This is a genomic window from Mesorhizobium sp. WSM4816, assembly GCF_055811535.1.
The window spans coordinates 106,241-130,635 of the sequence record NZ_JBVVQR010000008.1 but is presented as its reverse complement, the minus strand read 5'-3'; the positions used below and the strand labels follow the sequence as shown (position 1 = coordinate 130,635).

Here is a 24,395-nt window from a genome sequence, read left to right as displayed (position 1 = left end):
CGGTTTCGGTGCCCGAATTGTCGGCTTGTCGACATTGTCGCGTCGCAACTATGTAGCGTTTATTCGCCGAACCGCTTCAGGACGGAGTCGAATGGAACGAATGTGCGGCCTGGCGTGTGAGGTTTGTTCGGATTGTGGTCTTGGAGCACCTTGAAAACCCGGTGCGTGAGCGGCGAGGAAAGCGCGAACTCCTCGTAGGCGCGTTCCAGCATGGCGCGCATGCGCGCGGCGATCACCTGGTCGGGCAGACCGGAGAAATCTTCCTCGGCAAGGTATTGGCCCACACGCTTGAGGATATGCAGCCGTGAGACATTGAGCACCTTCGGATCATACGAGACGCCAAGGACAGCGAAGAACTCCTCCGCGCACGACAGGCCTTTCAGTCGCGTGAGGATGTTGGTGACGTCGATGGGACTGCTGTCAACGGAACAACTCATTGCGTTCTCCCTTTGTCGGAAACGGTGGTTCTGGTGCGTTGGTCGCACATTCGACATGCAGCCTCGAAAGCCGCGGTTTGATGAACGAATGCGCTAAGCCAGCGTGGCAATCGCCTCGTCGACACAACTGCCTCCGGTGCCGAGGCCGGACGTGGCGCGGTACAACTGGTCGATCTCCATGGAGGCAGCCGGCCCCGCTTGGAAGCGAGCGAGGTGGGCTGACGCAACGGCCCGCAGGGCCCGAGCGGGATGGGCTCGACTTTCTCCGGATTGGCCCTCAACCTGGCGCTCGGACCCAGACCGACGTCTCCTCGGCCGCCAAGGGGGGCAATGTGGTGAGGCCGACTTCGGTATCTGCCTCCTGAAGGACAGCCATCGCGGCGGCCACCTCTTCGCGTGCGGCATTGCCCGCCCGACTCCAAGGACGACCGAGGCATGGCGCGCGCCGGCGCGGAACGCCGCCACCGTGTTGGCGGTAGCGAGGCCGAAAACGTTATCGCATGGAATTCGAGGACGGGAGACTTCGCTGCGAGCGGGGTGACAAGCTCGAAGGTCGAAAAGGGATCGAGGGCGCTGACACTATCGGCGAGGCTGACGCGGCTTTCGCCGGCGCGCGCCGCCGTCTTAATAAGACGGGCGAGATAGTCTTGGTTGGTATGCGAAGCATCCTCAGAGCCCAGGGCGAGGAAAAAGCCGCTGGCGGCCGCGCGCCCGACCATATGCTCGATGAGCTTTAGCGCTCCTTCCCGGACTAGCCCCAGCTTCGTGGCAAGCTGGAAATCCGATGCAGGCAACGACAGATTGAGGGCACGGACGCCGCTCTCGACTGATGCATGGAGATCCCGTGAGGTCATCAAGCGCCCTGCCTTGAGCCGCACCGGAACACTCCGTGCGACCACGGCGCAAATTGCGTCGATCTCGATCGCAAGCTTTCCGCCACCGTCAAGGCAACGCCGGGTGCCTGCTCGCCCTCGCGCAGGGTAGTATCCTTGAGAGAGACCCGACTGCTCATGAATGGACGCCGGTTCATCTGCCGCTGAGACCTGGTACGCATTGAAGGCCTTCGGCGCGCCGTATATTCGACCCGGAACTGTGGGCGTCGCGCAGCTTCTCCACAATTGAAGGCAAGACCTCTAGCACCCGGTCCACCTCTTCTTGTCCGTTGTCACGCGCGAAAGAGAAGCGGACCGCCCTATGTGGCATTTTCATCGCCCTCAGGACGTGACTTGGCTCCGCACAGCCCGATGTGCAGGCGGACCCAGAGGAACAGACGATACCCTCGCGGTTGAGGAGATGCAGGATTCCATGGCCTTCAATACCTTCGAAGGCAATGTTTGCGGTGTTCGGCAAGCGCTCCAGGGGATCGCCGTTGACGAAGCTGTTTGGGACACGCTGGACAAGCCCGTTCTCCAGCCGGTCGCGGAGCCACTTTATCCGCGTGGTCTCGGCATCCATGAATTTCAAGGCGAGTTCGGCGGCCATGCCGAGCCCGACTATGCCGGGCGTGTTTTCGGTGCCCGCGCGCCGTTCGCTCTCTTGGTGACCCCCCTTGATCAGGGACTGGAACGGCACGCCGCGCTTGCCGAAAAGTGCGCCTACCCCTTTTGGTCCATGAAATTTATGGCTGGAGAGCGACAGCATGTCGATGGCGGTTGATTTCAGGTCCATCGGGAGCTTGCCGACTGCCTGCACGGCATCAGTGTGGAAAAGGGCGCCGACTTCCTTGGCCAATTCGGCGAGCTTGGCGACGGGGAAGATCGTACCAGTCTCGTTATTGGCCCACATGATCGAGACGATTGCCACGTTCGGGTTGAGGACGGCCCGGTAAGCGTCGACGTTCAGCCGGCCATGGCGGTCCACCGGGATCCTGTGCACCTTAGCGCGGCGCGTCTCCTCAAGATGAGCGCAGAGGGTCAGCACAGCCGGATGTTCGACAGCGGAAGTCACGATCTCTGTTCGGCCAGGCATCACCTCGAGCGCCGAAAGAATGGCCGCATTGTCGCTTTCCGTTCCACCCGAGGTGAAGGTGATCTCATCGTCGAACTCCGCGCCGATCAGCGCCTGCAACTGACGCCGCGCGTTGCTCAACGCGGCGCCGGCAAGGGCGCCAAAACCGTGCGCCGACGAAGGGTTGCCGAATTGATCCGTAAGCAACGGCAACATCGCTTCAACGACCGCGGGATCGACCCTTGTCGTTGCGTTGTTGTCGAGATAGACAACTTTCATGGGCTATGGTCCTCAATGGATCGAATGACGTGAGGCGCAACCCGGTCGCATCGAGCCTTGCGCATGCCGTTGCTGGCGGAGACGATCCAGAAGCGGTGCAGGTGCCCCCAGATTGGCGCAGATTGGGCCGCCATCGCACCGACAAGCTCACCTCAGGCGCCCTCTCTCCTTCTTCGGCAATCAACTACAGGACTTGCCGCAGGAGCACTTCCCGCTCGCATTCGGATTGTCGAAGACAAAGCCGGAGGTTTCGAGACCCATGACGAAGTCGACGGCCATGCCGGCTACATGCGGCTGGGTGCCGGCGTCGACGAACACCTTGATCCCATCCGTCTCGATGATCGCGTCGCCCTCGCGCGGGACGCTCTCCAGGCCCATCGAGTATTTGAAGCCGGAGCAGCCGCCGGCCTCGACCTTGATACGAAAGCCTTCTGCCGGCTCACTAGCGGCGGAAAGAGCGGTTTTAACGGCGGCAACGGCCTTGTCGGTGAGCGTAATCATCGCTCGTTTCTCCTCAGTGCGTGACGGTTTGGGCATCACCGTGCATGGACCGTGCCAATGGGAAAAACCGTTTCCGGACAGTGCGACATCGCCAACGCGGCCACGATTCTGGTTCGGCTGTTACCGAGAAGGCGTCGGACAATCGACAGGTATTGTCGGATTTGTCGAGACCGCCACAGGGGGATGAGCTCAAGTTCCCTGTGAACTGGCATGTAAGTCGGTTTCCGAGCGCTTCGAGAAATTGGCACGACTTTTGAGCTCTTTTTTGGCGAGGGCGAAGACGCCCAACCGACAGTATGCGCAACCAGGGGTCAAGACATGCACCAGCGCGAGAAACCTTCGCCGGAGAGAATCCGGCGGGCACGCGAAGACAGCCCTACAATCCGCGACCGCGATCTCGCCGCCCAATTGGGTATTTCGGAAGCGGAGCTTTTCGCGGCACATTGCGGTTTTGGCACGGTGCGCATCCAGCCACGCGTTAATGATATGCTGACCGGTCTCGAGGCGGTCGGCGAGGTGATGGCGCTGACCCGCAATGCCAGTGCCGTGCATGAGAAGATAGGCATCTACGATAAGGTGTTCACCGGAAAGCGTCACGCCATGGTGCTCGGCAAGGACATTGATTTGCGCATCTTCGCGAACGTGTGGGCGCACGGCTTTGCGGTCGAGACACGCGATGGCGGGGAGATCCACCGCAGCCTGCAATTCTTCGACGCCGCAGGCGAGGCAGTGCACAAGGTGCATCTGAGGTCGTCCTCCAACCTCTATGCCTATCAAAAACTGACAGACGAGCTCCAATCCTCGAACCAGGAGCCGATCGTGTCGGTTGAGGGGAGGTCAGCCGAAAACGTCGCAAAGATTGCGGACCAAGCCGCTACAGTCGATGACCTGAGGGAGCACTGGAGCCGGCTGACCGACGTGCACCAGTTCTTCGGCATGCTGAAGGCCCTGAACCTCAGCCGCCGCCAGGCGGTGCGCATGGTCGGCCAGGATTACGCCTGGCTGCTCGACAATGCTGCCGTTGGCGCCATGTTCCATCGTGCGGCCGAGGACGAGATGCCGATCATGTGCTTCGTCGGCAATCGTGGCTGCATCCAGATTCATTCCGGCCCTATCAAATCGGTCAAGCAGATCGGGCCTTGCATCAATGTGCTCGACGAGACTTTCCACCTGCATCTCAGGGCCCACCACATCCGTGAGGTTTGGGCCGTGCGCAAGCCGACCAGGGACGGTCACGTCACGTCACTCGAAGCCTATGGCGCCAATGGCAAGATGATCGTCCAGTTCTTCGGGACGCGCAAGGAAGGCGAACCCGAGCGCCACGACTGGCGGCTACTGGCCGAGAACCTGCCGCGCATTCCCCGTTCAACCGCCGCTTGAGGTGAGGCCGATGCATATCGATTCCCGTTTCGCTCGGCATGCGCCGCTACTCTGGATTTGCTGACCACCGCTTTGCCTGCCTAGGCCAACGAGGGCACAGCTGCCTTTTGCGGCCCGCCGAGAATCACCTCGATCGGAGGCGCCATTCCCGAGGGCCACCGCGCTTGGCGAGGATCGCCATCATTGCTCCCTTTGCGATGAGCCACAACCTGAACTCCGCGGTAAAGCTACTCAATGCAGGCAAATGCGTCAGCTGCCCGGACGGGTGTGTTGTCGGTCACTTGTCCAACATCCCAGATGCACGGCAGCGGGCGGGAGGAATTGCTCGAAGTGAAGTCGATTGGTCCCTCCGTCACGATTCCAGAGGACGGCCTCCACAAAGGCATCTCGAATGATCCTTCGCCGGCAAGAGCCCTCGGCGTCTCATGCCAAGCTCGAAAAGGTAACGTCCGAGACGGATGCAAAGCTGAACACGCCCCAAAGCAGCCCGCATTATCAAAGAACGCTTAGCGCATCCTGTTCGCGCTATCGGCTCAGCGCGGCTAGATTCTTGCCAAGAGCAGCAACACAGCAGTCAACGGCTAGGTTGCCGATGCGACCAGTGCGGTCGAGGATTTCTCCGGCTACCAGCAGATGCCCGACAAGGCGATCGCCATCGCCAGGCCGATGTGATCCTGACGCAGAAGTATGTGGGGCTGCCGATCTCGACAGTGAGCTATTTGCGGGCGCCCTGATGGCCTCGGCGCCGGCGGACGTGGACCTTGTTCTTGCCATAGGCGCGGCCGATCGCGGCCCGTCTCCGGCTCGCTCAGCTGCTTGACGGCAATCCAATCCATCTCGCGCAAGAGATCAGGATCCGGAGCCTTCTCCACGAGCGCGCCGGTTCACCATGTCGTCGGTCATCGATCGTCCTTCGAAATTAGTGGGGTCAGCAACCCGACCTTACCGACGGAGTGTCGATGACGACGCGAAGCCGCTCGCTCGCTACAGCGCTCGTGGAGGGCGCGCTCGCGAGCGGCTTCGCTACCGCCGAGCTACACCCTCTCTCGCAGGTGACCTCGTTCGATACTCAGCCTCTTTCACTCGGCTCCTCGTTAGCTTTCTTCCGCAACCCTTGTCGTGTCTGGAACGGTCATGAATGTCGAAATCCCTACCAAGGGTAGCCTCAGAAGGGCCGCTACAACACAGATATGAGCAGCGCCAATGGTGCGCTTACTCGGCACGCAACTTGCTCGATGGTAGAGGCGATGTCGGCCGTGCGTTGCGGAGTTCAGCGGTGGCGAACAGCCTTGCGATCTCAGTCGAGCGCGTAAACGCCTGAACCCAGGAGAACCAAATGGCGACCAACCCGGCTCCAGATCATGTCCCGCCGGAAATGGTGGGCGACTTCAGCCTTTTTACTTCGCCAGGTATGTCACCGACGCCCAACGGCGACCCGCACGCAGCAGTCGCTTGCGTGCATGCCGGACCGCCAATCTTTTATTCGCCCTGGAACACGCGTACCGGGCAGGGTGCTTGGGTCATCACTCGCGCCGCAGATCAGCGCCGGGTGCTGCAGGAGACCGAAAACTTTTCCAGTCATCGCAACATCTTCGCATCCGCACTGGGCGAAGACTGGCCGACGATCCCGCTCGAACTCGATCCACCTTCCCATGGGGTCTTTCGCTCACTGCTCAATCCGCTGTTTTCGCCGAAGCGTGTAACGGAATTGGAACCGACCATCCGCGAGCGAGCGATAACGCTTATCAACAGGATCGCCTCGTCGGGCACAAGCTGCGATGCCATGAAGGATTTCGCCTATCCTTTCGCGGTCAGCATCTTCCTTCGTTTCCTCGGACTGCCGGATCACCGTCTCGATACATTTGTCGCCTGGGCGAAAGATCTGCTCCACGGCGATGATGTGAGACGGACGGCGGCGGCTCGGACGATTGTGGCGTTCATTGACGAACTAGCGGCGATGCGCCGTAAAAAGCCCGTCGACGATTTCATGAGCTTCATCGTGCAGGCACAGGTCGAGGGCCGCGGGCTGACAGACGAGGAGGTCCGTGGCATTGGCGTGCTCATTTTGGTGGCGGGGCTCGACACGGTCGCTACAGCCATAGGCTTTGACTTGGCCTATCTCGCGCGAAACCTGGAAGATCAGGAATTGCTCCGAAAAGAACCGGACCGGATCGTGCGCGCAGCCGAAGAACTGCTGCGCGCCTATCCGAGCGTCCATCTGATCCGCGTGGCACGGAAAGATATCGACTTCGAAGGCGCGCCGATCCGCAAGGGCGACTATGTTTCCTGCGCCACGATGATTGCAAATCGTGACCCCGCGGAATTCGAGGCCCCCAACACGGTCGATCTGACGCGAGAGGGCAACCGCCACGCCGCCTTTGGCTATGGTCCCCACCGTTGCCTTGGCTCACATCTCGCCCGGCGGGAAATTGTCATTGGCCTGGAGGAATGGCTGGCGCGCCTGCCGCCCTTTCGGATCAAGGAGGGAACAGCACCCATCACCCATGGCGGCCATGTGTTCGGGATCGAAAATCTGATCCTGGACTGGGCCTAAACCTAGCCCGGCCTGAGCCGGGCACAGACGTTGGGAGGTCGCCTTGCGCATCATCGTTCACAAAGCCAGATGTCAGGGGCATGCGCGATGCTCGGCGCGAGCGCCGGCAGTCTTCAAGCTGGATGAGGCGGGCTACATCCTACCTGGTGACATTGTGGTTGCGGATGGGGAGCAACTGCTTGCGGCAGATGGGGTGCGATCCTGCCCCGAACTAGCGCTGGAAATCGACGATCCGCCTGCTGCGCGAATTGCTTCGGAGACCACCCCCAAACCGAAAACACGGGTTCCGGAACACGTCAGAACCACGGAGTTTGCGACAGACCCGATGGGCCAAGCGAAAATTGTCGAACTGCTCGACCGTGAGGCGATCCGAGACTGCCTCTATCGGTACTGCCGCGGGACAGACCGCGCCGATGAGGCGGCGCTGCGCAGTGCGTACTGGCCCGACGCACATGACAGCCACGGGGCGTATCGCGGCTCGGTCGAGGGGTTCATTCGGTTTGCGCTCGGCGTCTTCAAGACCGGACCGCGCAACATCCATCAGATCACGAACATCCTGATCGAATTCATCAACGCGGCAGAGGCCACGGTCGAGAGCTATTTCACCGCGCTGCAACGCGGACCCGACAAAGACGGAGAAGTACGCCAGAAGCTTCTATGTGGGCGCTACTGCGATCTGTTTCAAAAGAGGGCAGGGGAGTGGCGGATTGCCGAACGCACCGTCGTGTATGACTGGCTCGAAGAGCAGATCCCATCGTCGGTGCTGGAGGCAGAACGCTTCGGCACGCGACAGCCGATCGGAACACCGTATCCGGACGATCCGGTCTATGCGCTCGGGAAGCCTCGCACGACAATGCCTTCACAGCTTCGGAACCGCATCAGTGGGACGACGGACTATGAATACTTTGTAACGCCACAGCGACACCCTGCAAAGTAAAGATGCGGCCGGCAGGGACCCCGCGACGGCGTGACTGTGATAGCGCTCTGCTCTGCCACCACGAGCGCACCAGGGACGCCGGTGTGCATCGATTTGCTGAAGCTTGGCAGAGCCGCTCATAGATCCTGAACCGGGTCAGATCGTGTTACAGAGCCAGTTGGAAGATTTCGACCAGGGACAATGCTAACAGACCGAATTGTGGTTCGACCAGACCATTCCCGCCATCAACAACGCGCTGGGTCATGCGCGGGTTGAGTTCGCAACGGGTTGTACTTCTTGCGGCTTCTTGGCCGTTCAGATGGCATAAACGAACGTCCACCGGCCGCTCATGACCGGACGCTCTAGATGCCTCTGATGACTAGCGCTTTCGTCACCGTGGACGGCTCCTGACGGGCTGCCCGAATATCTCACCTGCCGAGGCTTTGCTTGCACGGGGTAATGCCGCTGCTGAAGGGGTCTGCTCGAGCGCGGTCCCTTCACCGAGTCTAACCCAGGGTAAAGTCCTCGCGCTTGCGACGGTAGCGCGGTGGCTTCGAAGGCGAGCTCAAGGCGTGGTCATGGCGGTCGACCCGCGGCCCGCTGTATTGGGCTGTATGGGGTCGAGCCTGCGCCGGCGCGTCCCCTAGTCAGACACATGTGCTCGCGGCAGGGCCGCTGCATGACGAGAACAAACCAGGAGAACGGGACCATGTCCGCCCATAAAGACGCATGTGTCGGCGCCGGCCAATGCCCCACCGTCGAGCCGGAGAGGGGGTTCGACGAGCATGTCCTTACCTGCGTTCTCTCGTGTGCGCTCAAGGAGGTCGAGGCTGGCGAAGCGACAGCGACGGAGTCAACAGGGCTTTCCCTCGCCGAACTGCGCCAGGTCCTGCCCCGGGGTTTGTCCGCAACCGCTATGGCAGCCTTAGCGTTGGAAGACGCCAGCGATCCTGAGCCGGGCATGGAGGAAGAACTTCTGCGCGGCCTTCTGCTGGCGCATGCCCGGCCGAGCGACCCGGCTAGCGTGCGCTTCGCTAAGATCGTCGCCCGGCGTGCCATGCGCGATGACCATCTTTGGCAGGATCTTGGTCTTCTCAATCGGGCCGAGCTCAACCGCCTGCTCGCCACGCATTTTCCGATGCTTGCGGCCGGCAATACCCGAAACATGAAATGGAAGAAGTACTTTTACCGAAGACTCTGTGAGGCCGAAGGGTTTTCGCTATGCACTGCGCCCAATTGCCGGGAATGTAGCGATTTCGACGGTTGCTTCGGCCCGGAGGGGGGCGAATGTGAAGAACGCGTCACGTTTGATTTAGAGGCCACTTTTGGTCACGAGGCCTTGAGGCCTTGATCGCCGTCGCGCCACAAGCGCTTTTCCCGGCGGCGCTGTATGGAGGAGGGAATATTCATCGCCTCGCGATACTTGGTGACCGTGCGGCGAGCGAGATCTATGCCGCATTCCTTGAGCCGGTCAGCGATGTCACCGTCAGAAAGCATGTTATTAAGCGATTCTTCGGCGACCATCGCTTTGATCCGATGGCGGACAGCTTCGGCGGAGTGCGCGTCACCACCTTCACAGGAGGCGATCGCGACAGTGAAGAAATACTTGAGTTCGAACACGCCGCGTGGGGTAACCATGTACTTGTTCGAGGTCACCCGGCTTACAGTCGACTCATGCATGTTGATCGCGTCAGCGACCGTCCTGAGATTGAGAGGCCGTAGGTGGGCGACGCCATATTCCAGAAAGGCATCCTGCTGGCGCACGATTTCGGTGGCAACCTTAAGGATCGTCTTGGCGCGCTGATCGAGGCTGCGGATCAACCAGTTCGCGTTTTGCAAGCATTCGTTGAGAAATGTCATGTCTTTCGATTTTTTGGCGGCTCGGCAGGAAACCTCCGCTACATAGCTTTGGTTGATCAGCACCTTGGGCAGCGTGTTTGGATCAAGTTCGATCTGCCATCCACCTCCGGGCGAGCGCAGGACCCATACGTCCGGTATGACGCACTCCGGCGTTCCAGACTGGAATGTGTTTCCAGGCTTGGGGTCAAGCGCGCGGATTTCCTGCAACATGTCGAGAAGATCTTCTTCATCGACGCCGCAGCGCTGCTTCAATGTCTGAAAATCGCGTCGCGCAAGCAGATCAAGGTTGGCAACCAAAACCGCCATCGCCGGGTCGAAGCGGTTTTTCTCGCGTAACTGTATCTCGAGACATTCGCTGAGCGATCGTGCGAAGATTCCCGGAGGATCGAGGCGCTGCAAGACGCCTAGCACCCGTTCCACTTGAGCCGGCTCGACCTTCAGGGTCTCAGCCAGATCCGAAGGACTCACCCGAAGATAGCCAGTGTCATCCAGATGACCGGCGAGTTGATGAGCTATCACCCGCTCGTGCGGTGTGAAGGCGGTGAGGGAGATCTGACGAGCGACATGGTCGTGCAACGTTTCGGCTAGGGCGACAAACTCCTCGTAGGCAGGACGTTCGCCCGGCGTGGCGTTTGTTGCGTTCGGCTGGGATTTCCCTTGCCTGGGCAGGTCCGGGGACCCTGCCCAGGTCGGTCCTTCAACCTCGCCGGACAGCCCTTCGTCGTTTGGCGCATGCTCCAGCAGCGGATTTTTCTCGAGCTCCTGGTCCACGAACTGATGCAGTTCGGCATGCGTCAGCTGCAACAGGCGAATCGACTCGATGAGTTGAGGCGATGCCGCAAGAGACTGTTTCTGAAGTAGGCTGAAGGACGATTTCATGGTCAGTTCGGTATTCCTGTCAAAGAAGCTCTTGGCCGTGGCTAATTAGATCTCTCACAGGTCGACGCTTCTAAGCCGCGTCACGTTTGAACGACCTCACGGGACGCGCGCTCCAGAGCTTTGCGCCTTGCGCACAGTGTCGTCCAAAACGCAGTTGCGCATGGTCGATGTGCACCAGGTCACGCAGCGTCCTTCAATGATTGAAGGACGTTCTGCGGGGATGAAACGCCATAGGGGTCGGTCTCGCAGTTGTCGGAGAAACCTTCCTCCTCAAACCACTGCTCCACCACGCCATTATTAAGCAGAGCCGCGTAGCGCCACGAGCGCATGCCGAAGCCCAGATTGTCCTTTGCAACCAGCATGCCCATTTTGCGCGTGAACTCGCCAGACCCGTCCGGGATCAGCTCGACCTTCTGCAACCCCAAGGACTTTCCCCATGCATTCATGACAAAGGCATCGTTGACCGAGAGGCAGTAGATCGCGTCAACTCCTTCTTTCTTGAAATCCTCGTAGAGATTTTCGAAATTGGGCAGTTGGTAGGTCGAGCATGTCGGGGTGAAAGCGCCAGGCAGGGAGAACAGGATGACGCGCTTGCCGGCAAAGTAGTCGTCGGATGTTTTTTCTTCCCAGCGGTATGGATTTGGCCCCTGGACTGAATCATCGTGAACACGCGTGAGAAATGTGACGAATGGGACCTTCTTTTGACCGGTCATCAACTTGCTCCTTTGAAGAAACTGGCGCACTGAAATCTTAGTAGCGCATACCGCGCTGTGGTGCTGCCAGGCGCGAGACAATGCCTACGCGGCTCCTGATCCTTTCCCCGTTCGGGTGTATGGGAAACGGCCCGGCTCCAGATGTTCGGATCTCCAAACCGGGCGATGCCAGTGCTCAGCGAGGACAACCACCGCCGCCTTTGTCGATCGTTTAGAGCTTCGTGTGCCAGCATGGTTCGGTATCGGCTTTCATCGTGTTCAATGGGCTCTGAGCACGAGCAGCAAGAGACGTGCCATTTGCAATGAAGCTGCTTCTGCACCAAAGTTTTCCCGTTCGGACGACGTCTTTCGCCAAGCCGGATGCGCGCCATAGCCGTCAGGTGCGTAGCGCGGATATTTGCGCTCCCGCCGGCTGGCAAACACCACACAGCGCAGGCCCATGCCCCGGCGCAGCCGCGGGCACCACCGCAGCGGGGACACAGTGTGCGCTTAGCTATGTTCGCAGAGGCATGACTGACGCGAACGCACGCCCCTGTGGCAGCAATTCATGGCGGCCGCTCTTCGGCGATCGCCATGATCCCGCGTCGATGACGATCGAATTTGGCTCGGCCACGATCGGGACATGCTTGGCCTTCCAACTGGCTTCGCCGTGCGCCTCGATCGAAACCTTTGTGTCGGAAACGAAACGAGAATTGTCGCAAGGCCGACCGAAAGGTCGCCGAGCCGCCACTAGTTAGCGGGAAGGGGCGCAACGCCAACGGAGCGCCAACCGGGCACGCAAATTGCGGTCGATCATCTTGTCGGTGGCACGTCCGCAATTCGAGCGAGAACCTCGGCTGCGCCGTAACGTGGGCATTTCAAGACGATGATTTGACGGATCTCGCCAACTCGCGCCGAAGTTTGCTGAACATACGCTGCCTGACCTTCAAACGGCCATAAAGAGCAGATTACGCCCTATCTCCCAAGCTCGTCGGCTCCGCCAGTGGGACGAGTTCGATCCCATGAAGCTGGCGAACATGCTAATCGCGACGGTGAAGCCGTTGCCCTGACACAACATCAGGACAACGTGCGACCCCTTTCAGGCGTCCTCCCGTCAGATCATTAGCGATTCCCCTCTTGTCGAGCACGACGCGCTTCCATCTCGGCTAGCCCATTCCGACTCAGGTGGACCGCCCCGGTGAGCCGATGGCCTCAATTCCGGCCGGGTGTGCTTGCCACCGGTGGCACCGAGGCAAGCGGCTTCCGCCGCCGGCACTGCAGGTCCAGGAAGCGCTGGACCTCGATCGTTTGGACTCTTTTCTGTTCCGGCGAATCTTGAAGGTGATCTGTCACGGTGGCTAGGCATACAGGTTTCACCAGAGGGCTGAAGCTGGCCGCGATTACTGAGGCCCGCGCGGCGTGCTGGTCGGATAATCCACTGTCTTCTGTGGTCTCTCGGGCCGCCGCCCATCCGTGAAAACGTCGGCTGCGACACCTTGTGTGTCGGATTTGTCAGGTCCGCGCCAACAGGCTCGGCGACCCAAGTCTGTGTTTGCCGCAGGCTGTAGCTCGATCCGCCAGATTGGCACGAGCTTTGCTCCCTCGGGCGAGACCACGGCAGTAGCCGACGGGCCCTCCTATCGCGGGTCCCGCGATGAATACAACCAACGAAGGAATCCACCATGGCACTGCCGCACCGCATCTTCGAGAGCGGGTCACGAGATGGGTGGGCTACAGCTCGGTTGGTCGGCATCGACCTTGCTCGCGGCTTGGCTGTCTTCGGCATGTATGCCGTCCATGTGGGTCCCGGCAGGGGCGAAGGACTGGTCGGTCATATGATGGCCTTCCCCTTTGGGCGCTCGTCCGTCCTGTTTGCCGTATTAACGGGTTTTTCGCTCATCCTGATTACCGGCCGCAACCCGCCGAAATCGGCGCTGGCCGGTAGACATGCCATTGCCAAGGTTGCAATTCGCGCCCTTATTCTGCTCGCGCTTGGCGAAATCCTGACCTATGTCAAGGTGCCGGTCTCCGTCATTCTGGCATACTACGGAGTCTGCTTCCTGTTGGTCCTGCCGCTATATCGGCTAAGCGCACAGCGGCTCGGGTTGATCGCGGCGGTGGCAGCATTGGTTCTCCCGCAGGTGCGTTTCCTCCTTCTCAAAACGTTTGGCTCCGGGAGCTCGGACCCCGAGCTGTTCACCCTCCTGGTCAGCGGCACCTATCCCGCCTTGACCTGGGTTCCTTTGCTGATCGCAGGCATGGCCATTGCGCGCTTTGACCTTCGCACGCGCGCAATGCATTTGCGCCTTGGTGTAGCCGGCGTCGCGCTGGCCGTGTTGGGCTTTGGGGGATCCTCGCTCGCGCTGCATTTGATGCCTGGTGTAAGCGCCGAGTTGGCCGATTTGCGGGAACTTGACCTCACTCCCCACTTCTGGTGGCGGCTGGACTTGGACGATCTCACAGCGAGTTGGCTATGGCTTGCCTCGCCTCATAGCGAGACGACGTTCTGGATTTTTGGCAGCGCCGGTTGCGCAATGATCATCGTGGCGGCTTGCTCGCTTGCTATGGATGCGCTCCCGTTCGTTCGAAAGCTGGTCTCGCCAATAATCGCGGTCGGCTCGATGCCTTTGACGGCCTATCTTCTGCATATTCAGGGAATATATATGCTTGGAGAACCTCACTCGCTGTCCGCGCTCTTTGGCTTGATCGTGGTTGTAAGCGCTTTCGCGGTGCTTTGGCTGCGCTTCTTCCACCGAGGACCGATGGAAGCGCTGATGGGTTGGATCGCAGATCGAGCGACGCGACGTCCGCTGAGCATCACGTCGGCCCGACTTTCGGATCGACAGTGACGCTCGCCAAAGAAAGCGACTGACCGGATGGGCCGACATACGACAACTAAAATATCGCGCCTGCTCGGTGCCATGGTGGTGGCTACCGCCGCCTTGAAACCATTGGCCCGCGCGCCGCTTTCAGGATACGAAATCCGAGTATCCTGGCGCAGTGTGCGCGGTGTGTTTGATGGATCGCGAAAGTCCTTACTTTCGGATTGAGCGAAGCCCTGTCGATCTCCACGATAGGAGGCTGTCAACCTAGCGAATACGCCCGTTCCGCCGCTGAAGACGAACTCGCATTGAGATCAGGCGGCGCCATGCGCGCAAGCGCTTGACAAACGTCGCTGTCGGTTGACGGGACCGTACCGTACCGTGCCGGGTCGTTGGCTTGGTAGAGCTTGCGGATGGGCCACCGGTGTACCGCAAATGGCATTCGCTTCCCTTCTTTGGGCGGAAGTGCAGCAGCATGCAGCGCCTTTCCATCGTCGTAGGCGATCTCTGGGCAAACGGACCCTACGAGCTGCCAACAAGATCCGCCGACGACTCGTCTTGCGGCAACTTCTACTGCGTATGCTTGGGGGACGTCTGGCCATTCCATATCGCTTGAACGAAGCGGCCACAGTCGGTGTTCGAAGCCATCCTGGGGCCGGGTAGGCCGCGTCCAGCGGTAGTTGGGCCGATGACGAACGCGCTCAAGACCGGAAAACTACTCGTTGGCATGTCGTCAAATACCATCCGCAGCCACAGGCTATGGCCCGACTCGCGACTGCACACCCGACCCGGCGCTGCGTCATTGCATCATCGCAGCGATCGGGAACTCGCGCTCGTCAGCTGTGCCACTGCACAGATGGAACAGCGGGAGCGGCGCTGAGTTCCTGGTTTCACCTCGTCGGAGATCCCCACCGATTATTGCACCCGATCAAGGACGAACGCGGCGGAAACGGCATCGATGTCACGGTAACCACCCAGGAGGGGGTGAACGGAGACCTGCCGTTCAACACTAACCTGCACTCAGCTTGGGACGCCACCCAGATCGACAAGACCGCCTAGTCATGACCTAGCCGCCTTTTCAGGCGGCAAGCGCTTCCCACTCGGCGGTGTCTGATGTCCGACAGTGTATGATACGCAACACACAGAGTCCGATTAACCACATTGCCGAAACGGTTTTCTCATTTGGCACGGTGCGTGCGTGGTCATCGCAAACACGTACGAGGCCAGGAGAGTCGTCCCATGATCCCCACCAAAAAATGCCGCCTTTCCACGACGCGCTCAAAGATAACGCTCGAGTCGGGCTTGGCAGCATGCTGAGGGCTCATCTGGCCCGGCGCTGCCCACCAGTCCACTTTCTCCCAGTGAGGGCGACGAGGACGCAGCACCTTGAAAATGAGGGACAACTCACTTCACTTGGAACCTTGCCCATCGCCCGGTCACCGCAACCGAAGCCACCGTCTGCCGACTGGCTGCGGAGCGCACTTTGTGCCACCGCGCTGGCATTTTTGACGACCGCGCCGACTCCGGCGGTCGCCAATGACATCAAGGCAGCGAATTTCCTGCTGGACAACGGCATGGAGGTGGTCGTCTTACCCGATCACCGTGCGCCCATCGTCACACATATGGTGTGGTACAAGATCGGTAGCGCGGATGAGCCGCCGGGCAAGTCCGGCATCGCGCATTTTTTCGAGCATCTGATGTTCAAAGCGACGGCCGATCATGTCGCCGGCGAGTTGGGCCGCGCAGTGGCCGAGATCGGCGGTTCGAAAAACGCCTTCACCTCCTACGATTACACCGCCTTTCACGAGACGGTGGCGCCCTCCGCGCTCGAGCTGATGATGAGCTTCGAGGCCGACCGCATGCGCAATCTCATCCTGACCGATGACGTCATCAAGACAGAACGCGACGTCATCCTCGATGAGCGCCGCTCGCGCATCGACAACAACCCGCAGGCGGTGCTTGACGAGGAAGTCGACGCCACGCTGTGGCAGAGCCAACCTTACCGCATCCCGGTGATCGGCTGGATGCACGAGATCGAGAAGTTGAATCGCAGCGACGCCGTGACGTTTTATTACAAATACTACTGGCCGAACAACGCCGTGCTGGTGGTGGCGGGCGATGTCGAACCGGAGAGCGTGATGGCGCTTGCCGAGAAGTCCTATGGCAAGCTCCCGCGTGGACCGGAGCTGCCGCCGCGTGAGCGCGCGTCTGAGCCGGTGCAGAACACCAAGCGCGTATTGACGCTGAGCGACGACCGCGTTTCGGTCCCCCTCTTCTCCAGACATTGGGTGGTGCCGTCCTATCGCACCGCTGAGCCCGGCGAAGCCGAGGCGCTGGACCTCCTGGCGGAGATCCTCGGCGGCGGTAGCCGCAGCCGGCTCCACCAGCAGCTTGTCGTCAAGCAGGGTATTGCCGCCAAGGCCGCCGCCTTCTTCCAGGGCACTATGCTCGATGCCACCAGCTTCACCGTCTATGGCGCGCCGCGCGGCGACGCCAAGCTGGCCGATGTCCAGGCGACGATCGAGGTCGAGGTTGCCCGCATCGCAAGGACGGCGTCACATCAGGCGAGTTGGAGAAGGTGTCACCCCAAAACTCGGCCGGTGGATGTTGGTCGAATACAACCTGCCTCAGACTTCGCTCCAGCTGGCTTTTCCTGGCACCGGACGCAGCGACCCGGAATTTTATGCCGCGCAGCTGACAAACGATATTCTCGGAGGCTCGCCATTGACCTCACGTCTTTTCCAGGAAGTGCCTGAAAAGTGCGGGCTTGCCTACGGTGTCTCCTCTAGCCTGGAGGGCTATCAGCATTCCAACACGCTTGTCGTGGCGACGTCGACGCGCGCCGACAGGGCGGCCGAGACGCTCGACCTGACAAGACGAGTCATCAAGGAGCTGGTGGACACAGGGCCAACAGCGGCTGAACTCGATGCGAGCAAGAAGCATCTGATCGGCGCCTATGCTATCCACAATCTGGGTTCCTCCAGGTCCATTTCAGCGACGCTTGTCGGGTTGCAGCTCGACAAGCGCGGCATAGACTACATCCAGCGCCGCCCGGCCCTCATCGAACAAGTGACGCTCGACCAAGTCAGGGCAGCGGCGAAGAAGCTGCTTTCGGCCGAGCCCGCCATATGGGCGTGGGCCCGCGGCTTGCCGGTGCCCCATGAATAATCTCGCTCTACAAGTCGCTACGGCCATACGGGTTCCTCCGAGGCCGCAAAGACCCGCCACAAAGAAGAGGAATCACTTGCGTACCCCGGTGCTCAACGTCAGCGGCTACGGCGCACGCTCGGTTCCGGAGGAGCGGCGTCCATGAGTGGTGCAAGCGTCGTGTTCCCTTACAACGCATTACAACGGGAGATCAGCCGGAACCGCCTTCCGACGAGCCTGCCGCGACTGGAAAATCGAAGATCTGCATTTCCACGATCTCAGGCACGAAGGTACAAGCCGCCTTTCGAGGCGGGCTTGGCGGCCATCGCCGCCCCGATCGGCTCTGCAGCAGCGATATCCGATTGAGCCTGCCATCCTTGCGGCCCTCATCGTGGCCTCTGATTGCATCTGGTTGAAATGCGCTGGAATATTGATAACCGCACCCTCGATTTCCATTTCCGGAAGATCACGACGGGCCAAACCAGAGTCTTGATGACCTCTGCACTGGCCTACTCGGGTGTTAGCACGCGATCAGAGCCGGGAAAGTCGATCGTGCTGCTGGTGCCCATCAAGCGCTTGAATTTCTGTTGAACGCTCTGTGGGAGCACGCGGACTGGTCGTAGGCGTTGCGACCGACGAAGAGGCCACCGCGCCGGTTAATCATAATGGCGCTCGGCATGACATCCATGCCTTCGGTGGTCTTCAACAGCCGGCGGGTTTCGCCATTGGGGCCGACGATTGCTGAGTTGGATGTGCCGAGATCAATGCCAAGGTACATGGTTCGCTCCTAATCCTTTTCGGCACGCCCAAGTATGCCGGCCCACAGGAGGGAGCTGCCAACGTCGGCATCATGCACACGAGGCTGGCCGGCTCCCCAGCCATGACGTTTAGGCGTCTCTCCACCATCCTGGACGGGCACGGTATGCTCATCGAGACCTTCGATGGGATGCCCAACAGCGCGAACCTGTCCGTCACGGCCGTGAACGCCGAGAACTTCGTGTATGATGATCCAGTGATCGAACAGACTCTGGAGCCCGCTATTCTTGTTGGAACCACTGCGGTCAAGACGGGCCGCGTCCTTTACGCGCCATGTTGCGGATGACAAGCAGCTTGTATTGCCGGACACCGTGGCCATTTTCGGCGGCCGCTGCCGTCATGATTGCCGCGGATCATATAAGACCCTGACGCGTGCCTGACGGAGACGCGTCATCTGGGATGCTAGAAAGCGTGCCGTCTTCATCGAGGTCTGGTCGCCATCGTAAAGATCGCCGGGAATCGCGAGAGCGTCGACACGTTCCGCCAGGCAAGGGTCCACTGTGGTAGCGAATGCCTGTCGGCTGCCATCACCGACGAGCTCGGCGAGTTCAGAATCTCTGAGCGCAAGCGAGCGCAAAGGCGAATCGAGATGGCTGTCGGGCCGTATGAACAAATCGAAATGCCATTCGGGGTGCTCTCCAGGCCCGAACAGAAGCTCAGGCAAATGCAGACACCAAGTCCCAGTCGCCCGAACGTCACGGCGAGCGGTCTCCCGAGCGTCGGTATCAAAGTCCGACAGCGTTGGGCAACGGGAAGCGAGCTAGAAAGTATAAAGCCCTGTCCAGAGTTTGGGAAACACGCAACCAAAAAGATGAAAGTGCGATGTTCAGGCGCATCGGCGCGACTGCACCGAGTACGTCATTGGAAATTTATGCCAAGGAGGAAACGGAATTGGGCAACGGCGCTGGCGAACATTCGAAAGTTGCGCATGCGTTCGAGCGCCGGCCGATTCGAGCACGATCAACGATCGTGGCAAGCTCACGTCAATGTCCCCGAAGTACCGTCTGCTGGACGGGCCGACGCGTTCGCCTACCGCCAGACTACCCCGCTCAGGAGCGCGACGTCGGCAGCACTCCCAGCTCCTTGAGCAACCGGCCAGCGCCGTCGATCTTGTCCATGTTCCAGAGCATGAAGCGACTGTCGACATGGATGCTGCGGCTGCGGTCCGCGTCGCGCCCCCAGTCAGAGATCACGCCCTCGAGCGTTGTGACGGCAGCGTGGGATGTCGTCGGTCGCAAGGTCAGCAAGACACAGATTCTGATGGATATTTACGAGACGGCGCGCTCATCGATCGGACTGCCGCTGCCGCTTGATGCGCCTGCCATTCGCATGTTCCGGATGGTCATTGACGAGGCCCACGGCCTGATCCGGCAGCGCAATGAGATCGAAGCGCAGGCCGACAAGCTGTTGCGGCACAGCCAGGAGTATCAACTCCTGCGACAAATCCCGGGCATCGGGCCGATCAATGCGCTGACGATCATTTGCGAAGCCGGCGATCTTCGCCGTTTCGGTCATCATCGCCAGTTTCTAAAGTTCTGCGGGCTGGACCTCTCAACACAGCAGTCAGGCCAATATCGCGGCCAGACCCGCCTTTCCAAATTCGGCAATGCTCGGCTGCGCCGCACCCTGTGGATCGCCGGGCAAGTCGCCATCCGCCAGCGGGAGAACGGCTTCCGTCATAAATTCGAACGCTACATCGCGAGGGATCGCGACAATCCCGATCTGCGCCGCAAGGCAATGACCGCTATTACCGCCAAGATGGCGCGCATCGGCACCTCGCTTCGGGCGGTGGCCGCCGACACGCTTGCGGCGCAGTCGATCGGCATCCGCCTGCCCGTCATCTGGCGCATCGTCTGGAGCGTCGCCGGGCTCGTGGCCCTGCTTGCCGGCCTTGTCTGGGGATTTGCGCCAGGGCGTGCAATGTTCGCTCTCGCTGGTGACGCTCAACGCGCTGCCGGTCCTGAACGTCGGCGGCTTCTCCTCCACCCCCCGACGCGATCGCCGGTAGACTCCTTGTCGGCGCAACCGAGGCGTTGGCCAACATCTGCATCGGCCCGCTGGTCAATGGCAGCGTTTCCACGTGGTTTGCTACATCCTCGCTGTCGGCTCCTGCTCATACGTCCGGCGGGCTGTTCGGCGACCGCGAGATCGAAAGGGTCTGATCATGACCACGCTGCAGGAAACCGCTGCGTCCAAGCCAATCCGCCAGCCCTTGTTTGGAGTTGGCACCATCGCCGTCGTGGCTGGCCTGATCGGCGCCTTTGCGCTGCCGGCCTTTGCCGACGATCACTGGCTGAGCTCGATCATCATTCCGACAGTGATCATGGGCCTTGCCGGTCTCGGCCTGAATCTGCTGATGGGCTATACGGGGCTGGTGTCGATTGGTTCGGCTGCCTTCATGTCGACAGGCGCCTTCTCGACCTACAATTTGCTGCTGCGCGCCGTTCCTGCCACTGCCGGTTGTTCTGATCCTTGCCGGCGTCATCTTCGGGCTGCCCTCGCTGCGCATCAAGCGCTTCTATCTTGGCGCCTCGACCCTCGGCTGCAGGAGCGCGGCCGCGTCGTGTTCACCTCGGCGATCGCGGGCTCGGTCTATGCCAAGCACGGCACGACCATCGAAACGCGCTTGAGGTATGGCGAACGACGAGCCCGAACAGAACCGGTGGGCCGCCCGAACGCGCCACAAAAATTCATGCTCTCGATCACCTCTTAGTTGTCGCCGCATGAAGATTGCCTGTTTGCCAACGGCCGGAAAAGGGGTGATCGACCAATCGATCAAGTCGACGGCGGTGCTGAAGGGTGCTCTCGGTTTCAGCAAGGCTGGGTGAAGTGGCAATGACATGTCCAATCCAGTCTCGGAAGTCGCCCTTCCTGACGATCGGTGCCTTGGGTTCAACATTCAATTTGACCTCGGCGACACGTGAGTATAGCAGCTGCCTGAGTGTCGCCACCGATCCAGTCGAGGATGCCATCTTGATCAGGAAGCAGGAAGCGCGCGGCCGCAGTCTGCAAATGCTTTTTGCGCAGATTCCATTCTTCGCCCATGCAAGCTTGATGTGCTCGGTGACGAGATTGATCCCTTAAGCCAACTGGACAAGTTGAGGGGCGGGCGCCCCACTAAGACGCGGTTTGACTTCAATGACGACTGGACCGCGTTTCGTGCACCGGAGTTCAATGTTCGTTGCCCCCAGCCAAGGCCCAGAGCTCGCAAACAGCTCAGCGAAACATCGGCGATGCGCTCACGCTCCTCATCAGTTAGCAGGGCCGGATAGGTCACCTCACGATGACGAAATGCGGGAGGGGACCAAAGTCACTGGCGCAAATCCAACCGTGACCCACCAGCCTTCGTTCCCGGACGGGAAGCGCACGCGGTGGATCGGACCGTTAGCATGTAGCGCCAACATCTCGGGCGAGGGCTCGATGTGATCGATGCGTCACATCGGCAGCGTCGGCAAGGGTTGTTCGGACATGGTGGCACTTCACTCTCTAAGCGATTGAAGGGCGGAAGGTGACGGGGGGCCGCTTTCACAAGGATATGCGCCCGCCGTATCAAAATATTGCCGGAAACGTGACGACAAAGCAGGCGCCGCCGCCGGATGGCGATTCGTGGTGCACGGTTGCGCTGTGACGCAATGCGATCTTGCTCACAAGCGACAGGCCGAGGCCCCAGCCGCCGGACGTCTCGCTGCGGCCCTGTGGCCGGAAGAAAGGCTCGAAGACACGCTCACCGGTTCCTTCCGGCAGGCCCGGCCCGCGATCGCACACCTTGAGCACCACCGAGCCGCCTTCGATCCCCACATGCGCGCTAACCGGCGGGCCGCCATGTCTCTGCGCGTTCTGCATGAGATTGCGAACCAGCCGCGTGAGCAGCGTCGGGTCGCCCGACACGACGCCAGGTTCGCCTGAGACGTCGATGCCGAAGCGCGCGCCTTTCTCGGCCGTTAGCGCCAGCAGATCCACCGGCTCCACCCGCTCCAGCTTCTCGATATGGTCGAGCTGGCTGGCAAACAGGATTTCATCCACCAGCTCATCGAGTTCGGCGAGGTTGCGCACGATCTCATCGCGCATCGGGCCGCTTTGTTCGTTGGCGATGAGGTCGATCGCCATGCGCAGTCGCGCAAGCGGCGAGCGCAACTCGTGACTGGCATTGGCAAGCAGCGAGCTATGCGCGGCAAGCAGCCGCTCGATCTGCTCGGCGGCGCGGTTGAAGCTCGCCGCCACCGCCGCCACCTCGTCGCTGCCGCGCACGTCGACGCGCGTGTCGAGAGCGCCTGCGCCCCAGCGATCCACGCCCTGGCGCAACGCCTCAAGGCGGCGTGTGAGATGGCGCACGACTGGAAAGGCGGCAAGCCCTATCGCCGCGGCGATCAGCGCGAGATAGGCAAGAGGCGTGCGGCCGACCGGGCCGAACGGCATTCCCAGCCGCGCCGCGATCACGCTTCCGTCCGGCTGCCGGCTGATCAGCAGGTGATGCCCGCCCGGGAGCGTCCTGCGCCCGGTTCCGATCTCTTGCGGGAGAATCGGCCGGCCGATCGCTGCAAGCAGCCGCTGTTGCGGACTGTAGACGGAGATGTCGGCATTGAAGGCCGCCGAAAGCCGCTCGACCGTGTCCTGCAGCAGAGCGGGGTCGGAGTCCGCCGGCGGCATCGCCGCGGAGAAGGCGCCGCACGCGGCATTTTCGCGTTCCTGGTCCATGTGGACGAAGATCGCGCTGGTAATCGCCACTGCGGCGAGGCTGACGAGCACGGTGAGATAGATCTTGACGAAAAGGCTGTTGCGCATGGCTTATCTGTCATCGTCCTGGCAACGGGCAAAGACATAGCCCGCGCCGCGTACCGTAATGATGCGGCGAGGATGTTTCGAATCGGTCTCGATCGCGGCGCGGATGCGCGAGACATGCACGTCGATCGACCGGTCGAACGCTTCGCCCTTGACCATGTCCATGAGCTGCTCGCGCGACAGCGTGCGCCCGGCATTTTCGGCGAGCGCCACCAAGAGATCGAACTGGTAGCTGGTCATCGGGCAGTCGCGCCCGTCGACGCGGGCCGAGCGCGACGCAGGGTCAATCTCCAGCCGTCCGAAGCGCAGGATGCGCGGGGAGGCGTTCGCGCCGCCGTTGCGGCGGCGCAGGATTGCCTTCAGCCGCGCCAGCAACTCGCGCGCATTGAACGGCTTCGGCAGATAATCGTCGGCACCTATTTCCAGCCCGACGATGCGATCGGTTTCGCCGCCTCGCGCCGTCAGCATCAAAATCGGTACGTCGGAGTTCGCGCGGATGCGCCTGAGCGCCTCGAAGCCGTCGATGTCGGGCAGCATGACATCCAGAAGCACGGCGTCGGGCGACAGCCGCGCGATCTCAGCAATGGCCGCGCCCGCCGTCTCCGCCGTTAGCACACGAAAACCATTGTCCGTCAGATAGTCCACGAGCATAACGGACAGGCGCCTGTCGTCATCGACGATGAGAACCTGGTCCGCCATGCTCGTTCGTTTGCTCCGATTCGAAACTGTGCCGGTACAGAGCTTACCAGCGACGGTGCCGGCCGCGATCCTCGAAATGCTCGATCAACTTCGCGCGCTGCTCGGCCGTCAATACCTCGGCGGCATCGAGCAGGGCGGTCGTCACCTTGCGCAAAGCCTCGTCGGTCACCGCGACAATCTCCGCGCGCAGCTTCTCCACTTCGTCTTGGTCGATTGTTGGCGCGCCGAACAGCTTGACCATATCGTCCGGCGTGGGGAAGCCCCGCTCGATAGAGTCAATGTGGTGATTGAGCTTGTCCATGATCGCTTCCAACTCGTCTTTCTGCTCGGGTGTGGCATCGATCTCGTCAAGCATGCACTCAAACTGACGCCCGCCGAACGCCAGCCCGTGGCGGAAGTTGGCCTGCATGTGCATGTCGGGTCCGCGGTGGCCCCCGCCAATGCCGTCGCGCGGCACGCGCCCGTAATCCTGGCTGAGCGCGCCAGAGACACCGACGCTGGCAAGCGCGACTATCGCAATGCCGCCTATGGCGATGCGCTTGGCCCAGCTCTTCTTCTGCGTGCAGGAGAGGCTGGCCGGCTTCTGATGGTTCGTCATATTGGTCCTTTCGCTAATGCGGCATCTCTGCCGCGACTGGGCGAAACTACGAGCGCAATGTTTCGGCTGTTGCGGGCAAATGTAAAGTT

General features: G+C 60.9%; 19 protein-coding genes and 7 pseudogenes. 12 read left to right on the top strand and 14 right to left on the bottom strand.

Annotation, left to right across the window (positions count from 1 at the left end; all coding sequences use genetic code 11):
* Window positions 1-59 precede the first annotated feature (59 nt).
* From nifW to AC0L3H_RS12330, 4 genes are all read right to left on the bottom strand, one after another.
* Window positions 60-437, bottom strand: a complete 378-nt coding sequence (nifW, locus tag AC0L3H_RS12345) for a nitrogenase stabilizing/protective protein NifW (protein WP_473585625.1) — start codon at window positions 435-437, stop codon at window positions 60-62.
* Window positions 434-1,291 (bottom strand): beta/alpha barrel domain-containing protein, encoded by an 858-nt coding sequence (locus AC0L3H_RS12340; RefSeq protein ID WP_473585667.1) that lies wholly within the window; start codon window positions 1,289-1,291, stop codon window positions 434-436. The genes nifW and AC0L3H_RS12340 overlap by 4 nt, the downstream gene beginning before the upstream one ends.
* 172 nt (window positions 1,292-1,463) lie before the next feature.
* Window positions 1,464-2,663: a cysteine desulfurase NifS gene (gene nifS / locus AC0L3H_RS12335; RefSeq protein ID WP_473585624.1), complete on the bottom strand. Its 1,200-nt coding sequence runs from the start codon at window positions 2,661-2,663 to the stop codon at window positions 1,464-1,466.
* A gap of 180 nt (window positions 2,664-2,843) precedes the next feature.
* Window positions 2,844-3,164 (bottom strand): HesB/IscA family protein, encoded by a 321-nt coding sequence (locus AC0L3H_RS12330; protein WP_473585623.1) that lies wholly within the window; start codon window positions 3,162-3,164, stop codon window positions 2,844-2,846.
* 318 nt (window positions 3,165-3,482) lie between these two features.
* Between AC0L3H_RS12330 and AC0L3H_RS12325 the strand changes: the two genes are divergently transcribed.
* The 5 genes and pseudogenes from AC0L3H_RS12325 (at window position 3,483) to AC0L3H_RS12305 (ending at window position 9,365) form a co-directional block, all read left to right on the top strand.
* Window positions 3,483-4,544 carry a hemin-degrading factor gene (locus AC0L3H_RS12325; protein WP_473494381.1) on the top strand — a complete coding sequence of 354 codons (1,062 nt, stop codon included), beginning with the start codon at window positions 3,483-3,485 and terminating at the stop codon, window positions 4,542-4,544.
* Between the two features lie 1,336 nt (window positions 4,545-5,880).
* A complete protein-coding gene (locus AC0L3H_RS12320; RefSeq protein ID WP_473585622.1) occupies window positions 5,881-7,098 on the top strand; it encodes a cytochrome P450 in 1,218 nt (405 codons plus the stop codon).
* A gap of 43 nt (window positions 7,099-7,141) precedes the next feature.
* Window positions 7,142-7,264, top strand: a pseudogene (locus tag AC0L3H_RS12315) (ferredoxin); the annotation flags it as partial.
* A gap of 159 nt (window positions 7,265-7,423) precedes the next feature.
* Window positions 7,424-8,035, top strand: a complete 612-nt coding sequence (locus tag AC0L3H_RS12310; RefSeq protein ID WP_473585666.1) for a nuclear transport factor 2 family protein — start codon at window positions 7,424-7,426, stop codon at window positions 8,033-8,035.
* Window positions 8,036-8,723: 688 nt separating this feature from the next.
* The gene (locus tag AC0L3H_RS12305) at window positions 8,724-9,365 is read left to right on the top strand and encodes a nitrogen fixation protein NifQ (RefSeq protein ID WP_473494383.1); all 642 of its coding nucleotides are present in this window, start codon (window positions 8,724-8,726) and stop codon (window positions 9,363-9,365) included.
* Here AC0L3H_RS12305 and rpoN read toward each other — a convergent pair.
* Window positions 9,344-10,753 carry an RNA polymerase factor sigma-54 gene (gene rpoN / locus AC0L3H_RS12300; protein WP_473585621.1) on the bottom strand — a complete coding sequence of 470 codons (1,410 nt, stop codon included), beginning with the start codon at window positions 10,751-10,753 and terminating at the stop codon, window positions 9,344-9,346. The genes AC0L3H_RS12305 and rpoN overlap by 22 nt on opposite strands.
* Before the next feature lie 179 nt (window positions 10,754-10,932).
* Entirely contained in the window at window positions 10,933-11,466 is a 534-nt protein-coding gene (locus tag AC0L3H_RS12295) for a redoxin family protein (RefSeq protein ID WP_473585620.1), read from the bottom strand.
* Window positions 11,467-13,127: 1,661 nt separating this feature from the next.
* Between AC0L3H_RS12295 and AC0L3H_RS12290 the strand changes: the two genes are divergently transcribed.
* The 4 genes and pseudogenes from AC0L3H_RS12290 (at window position 13,128) to AC0L3H_RS12275 (ending at window position 17,435) form a co-directional block, all read left to right on the top strand.
* Window positions 13,128-14,294: a DUF418 domain-containing protein gene (locus AC0L3H_RS12290; protein ID WP_473585619.1), complete on the top strand. Its 1,167-nt coding sequence runs from the start codon at window positions 13,128-13,130 to the stop codon at window positions 14,292-14,294.
* Between the two features lie 654 nt (window positions 14,295-14,948).
* Window positions 14,949-15,326: pseudogene (locus AC0L3H_RS12285) on the top strand (S1/P1 nuclease); the annotation flags it as partial.
* 437 nt (window positions 15,327-15,763) lie between these two features.
* A pseudogene (locus AC0L3H_RS12280) lies at window positions 15,764-16,845 on the top strand (M16 family metallopeptidase); the annotation flags it as partial.
* A gap of 26 nt (window positions 16,846-16,871) precedes the next feature.
* The gene (locus AC0L3H_RS12275) at window positions 16,872-17,435 is read left to right on the top strand and encodes a M16 family metallopeptidase (protein WP_473585618.1); all 564 of its coding nucleotides are present in this window, start codon (window positions 16,872-16,874) and stop codon (window positions 17,433-17,435) included.
* Window positions 17,436-17,982: 547 nt separating this feature from the next.
* On the opposite strand, the gene AC0L3H_RS12270 is transcribed toward AC0L3H_RS12275, so the two are convergent.
* The gene (locus AC0L3H_RS12270; protein WP_473585617.1) at window positions 17,983-18,192 is read right to left on the bottom strand and encodes a hypothetical protein; all 210 of its coding nucleotides are present in this window, start codon (window positions 18,190-18,192) and stop codon (window positions 17,983-17,985) included.
* A 144-nt stretch (window positions 18,193-18,336) separates the two neighbouring features.
* On the opposite strand from AC0L3H_RS12270, the gene AC0L3H_RS12265 reads away from it, so the two are divergent.
* Entirely contained in the window at window positions 18,337-18,516 is a 180-nt protein-coding gene (locus AC0L3H_RS12265) for a hypothetical protein (RefSeq protein ID WP_473585616.1), read from the top strand.
* 38 nt (window positions 18,517-18,554) lie between these two features.
* Here AC0L3H_RS12265 and AC0L3H_RS12260 read toward each other — a convergent pair.
* Together AC0L3H_RS12260 and AC0L3H_RS12255 are read right to left on the bottom strand one after the other, a co-directional pair.
* Window positions 18,555-18,856, bottom strand: a pseudogene (locus tag AC0L3H_RS12260) (metallophosphoesterase); the annotation flags it as partial.
* A 423-nt stretch (window positions 18,857-19,279) separates the two neighbouring features.
* Entirely contained in the window at window positions 19,280-19,423 is a 144-nt protein-coding gene (locus tag AC0L3H_RS12255; RefSeq protein WP_473585615.1) for a S46 family peptidase, read from the bottom strand.
* A gap of 16 nt (window positions 19,424-19,439) precedes the next feature.
* Here AC0L3H_RS12255 and AC0L3H_RS12250 point away from each other — a divergent pair.
* Window positions 19,440-20,030 (top strand): annotated as a pseudogene (locus AC0L3H_RS12250) (transposase); the annotation flags it as partial.
* A gap of 364 nt (window positions 20,031-20,394) precedes the next feature.
* Window positions 20,395-20,943 (top strand): ABC transporter permease subunit, encoded by a 549-nt coding sequence (locus tag AC0L3H_RS12245; protein WP_473585665.1) that lies wholly within the window; start codon window positions 20,395-20,397, stop codon window positions 20,941-20,943.
* Window positions 20,944-20,970: 27 nt separating this feature from the next.
* Here the strand turns inward: AC0L3H_RS12245 and AC0L3H_RS12240 are convergent.
* The 5 genes and pseudogenes from AC0L3H_RS12240 to AC0L3H_RS12220 form a co-directional block, all read right to left on the bottom strand.
* Window positions 20,971-21,554 (bottom strand): annotated as a pseudogene (locus AC0L3H_RS12240) (ATP-binding protein); the annotation flags it as partial.
* A gap of 5 nt (window positions 21,555-21,559) precedes the next feature.
* A pseudogene (locus AC0L3H_RS12235) lies at window positions 21,560-21,661 on the bottom strand (monooxygenase); the annotation flags it as partial.
* A gap of 118 nt (window positions 21,662-21,779) precedes the next feature.
* On the bottom strand, window positions 21,780-23,012 hold the full coding sequence (locus AC0L3H_RS12230; protein WP_473585614.1) for a sensor histidine kinase: 1,233 nt from the start codon (window positions 23,010-23,012) through the stop codon (window positions 21,780-21,782).
* A 3-nt stretch (window positions 23,013-23,015) separates the two neighbouring features.
* On the bottom strand, window positions 23,016-23,708 hold the full coding sequence (locus tag AC0L3H_RS12225) for a response regulator (protein ID WP_473585613.1): 693 nt from the start codon (window positions 23,706-23,708) through the stop codon (window positions 23,016-23,018).
* A 43-nt stretch (window positions 23,709-23,751) separates the two neighbouring features.
* The gene (locus AC0L3H_RS12220) at window positions 23,752-24,306 is read right to left on the bottom strand and encodes a Spy/CpxP family protein refolding chaperone (protein ID WP_473585612.1); all 555 of its coding nucleotides are present in this window, start codon (window positions 24,304-24,306) and stop codon (window positions 23,752-23,754) included.
* Between the last annotated feature and the right edge of the window lie 89 nt (window positions 24,307-24,395).